Annotated in this window: 1 protein-coding gene; it reads left to right on the top strand. The window is 75.5% G+C overall.

What is annotated here, in order from left to right; genetic code table 11:
* A partial coding sequence (locus ABZT49_RS05405) for an Ig-like domain-containing protein (protein ID WP_355284034.1) occupies positions 1-2,932 on the top strand: 2,932 nt, incomplete at both ends.

Here is a 2,932-nt window from a genome sequence, read left to right as displayed (position 1 = left end):
CGGTGACGCTGCTCGACGGCACCACGCCGATCGGGACGGCCGTGGTGGGGGCCGACGGCACCTTCTCGGTCAGCCCGGCCAACCCGCTCGCGGACGGGACCTACGACTTGTCGGTGCAGCTCACCGATGCGGCCGGCAATGTCGGCGCGGCCACGACCCCGGTCAGCGTCGTCGTCGACACCCAGATCGACGCCGCTCCCGCGGCCGCCATCACGGTCGCCGCCACGCAGGACGGCCTCCGCAACGCGGCCGAAGCCGCCGCCACGGCCTTCACCGTGACCGGGCTCGACGCCGGCACCAGGGCGGCGGCCACCTTCAGCGACGGCTTGTCCGCCGTGACGGTCGCGGTCGGCGCGGACGGCAGCTACGTGGCCGATCTCGACGGCCTCGACGGGGCGGTCACCGCGAGCCTCGTCCTCACGGACGCGGCCGGCAACACCGCCACGATCGCCGGCCCGACCTTCACCCTCGACACGACGGCGCCGACCGGCACGGCCGTCGCCGACACGGCCGGCGGCACGGCGGTGGCGAGCTTCACCTACGGGCTGAGCTTCTCCGAGGCGGTCGCCAATGTCAGCGTCGACGACTTCGTGCTCACCGGCACGAACGGGGCGGGTGGCGCGATCGCCGGCATCGTTGGGTCGGGCCGCGACTACACCGTGACGGTGGCGGGGGTGACCGGCACCGGCAGCCTGACGCTGGCCCTCGCGGCCGGGTCCGATATCGCGGATGCCGCCGGCAACCGCGCCACGCTCGCGGCGGGCAGCCGCGACGTGACCGGTGTCGCCCCGGTCCTGCCGGTGATCACCGGCTACGCCGACGATACCGGCGTGCCGAGCGACGGCATCACCCGCGACACCACCCCGAAGGTCACCGGCATCGGTGCGGCGGGGGCGAGCGTGACGCTCACCGCCGCGAGCGCGGCGGGGACGGTCACGGCGACCGGTGTCGTCGCCGCCGACGGCACCTGGAGCCTCGCGCTGCCGAGCCTGGCGGACGCCGCCTACACCCTCACCGCCGGCCTGACCAGCGCCGACGGCGTCGCGATCGGCACCTCGGCGCCCTTCGCCCTCACCATCGACACCATCGTCGATGCGGGCGCGCCGGCCACGCTCGCCGTCGATCCGACGGCCGACGGGGTCATCGACGCGGCCGAGGCCGCCGCGGTCGCCTTCACGGTGGCGGGGCTCGATCCCGGCACCGGCGGCAGCGTCGGCTTCAGCGACGGGGTTCGGCAGACGAGCGTCGCGGTGGCGGCGGACGGCACCTACAGCGTGGACCTCTCGGGCTTCAGCGGGTCGGTAACCTCGACGCTCGCCTTGAGCGACGCAGCCGGCAACACGGCGACGGTCCCCGGCGGCACGCTGACGCTCCAGGTCGGGCGGCCGGGTGCCCCGGTGGTCACGGGCCTCGCCGACGATACCGGCATCCCGGGCGACGGGCTGACGAGCGACACCACGCCGACGCTCTCCGGGCGGGCCGACCCCGGCAGCACGATCCGCGTCTCGGCGGGGACCTCCGCGGGGGCCGTGACGGTCGAGACGCAGGCCGACGCGGCCGGCGCTTGGTCGGCGACCCTGCCGGTCCTGGCGGACGGCACCTACGCGGCGACCGCGGTGGCGATCGACGCGGCCGGCACCGTCAGCGCAGTGAGCGCACCGTTCACGTTCGGCATCGACGCCAGCGCGCCGATCGCTCCGGTCGTGACGGCGGGAGGCGGCACCACCCGCGATACCACGCCGGCCATCACCGGCACCGGTGAAGCAGGGGCGACGGTGACGCTTCTGAACGGCACGACGCCGATCGGGACGGCCGTGGTGGGGGCCGACGGCACCTTCTCGGTCAGCCCGACCAGCCCGCTCGCGGACGGGACCTACCCCCTGTCCGTCCAGCTCACCGACCCGGCCGGCAATGCCGGCCCGGTCACGACCCCGGTCAGCGTCGTCGTCGACACGGGAGCGCCGGCGAGCCCGACGCTCACAGCGCCGGCGGGCCCGACCAACGACGCGACGCCGACCCTCACCGGCACGGCGGAGGCCGGATCGACGGTGACGCTCCTGAACGGCACCACCGTGCTCGGCACGGCCCTGGCGGACGGGACCAGCGCCTTCAGCATCACGCCGGCAACCCCGCTCGGGGACGGCAGCTACGCGCTGACGGCGACCACCACGGACGCGGCCGGCAACGTCAGCGGCGCCTCGGCTCCGGTGACCGTCGCCATCGACACCGCCGCACCCGCCCCGGCGACGGTGACCGGCCCGACCGGCCCGACCGGCGACACCACGCCGGCGATCACCGGTACCGGTGAGGCCGGAGCGACGGTGACGCTGCTCGACGGCACGACGCCGATCGGGACGGCCGTGGTGGGGGCCGACGGCACTTTCTCGGTCAGCCCGACCAACCCGCTCGCGGACGGGACCTACCCCCTGTCCGTCCAGCTCACCGACCCGGCCGGCAATGTCGGCGCGGCGACGGTCCCGGTCAGCGTCGTCGTCGACACGGGGGCGCCGGCAAGCCCGACGCTCACGCCGGTGGCCCGTCCGACCAACGATCCCACCCCGGACATCACCGGCACCGCCGAGCCCGGAACCACCGTCACCATCCGCAACGGCGATACCGTGGTGGGAACGGGGGCGGCGGACCAGAACGGCGCCTTCAGCATCACGCCGACGGCCCCGCTCGGGGACGGCAGCTACGCGCTGACGGCGACCACCACGGACGCGGCCGGCAACGTCAGCGGCGCCTCGGCTCCGGTGACCGTCGTCGTCGACACCGCGGCCCCCGCGGCGCCGACGACGGGGGGCCCGGTCGGGCCGACCGACGACACCACGCCGACGATCACCGGCACCGGTGAGGCCGGGGCGACGGTGACGCTGCTCGACGGCACCACGCCGATCGGGACGGCCGTGGTGGGGGCCGACGGCACCTTCTC

This window comes from Methylobacterium sp. EM32 (assembly GCF_040593685.1).
Taxonomy (GTDB): Bacteria; Pseudomonadota; Alphaproteobacteria; order Rhizobiales; family Beijerinckiaceae; genus Methylobacterium.
Note: the sequence above shows the minus strand (reverse complement) of the source record. Positions and strands in the feature narration are given on the sequence as shown.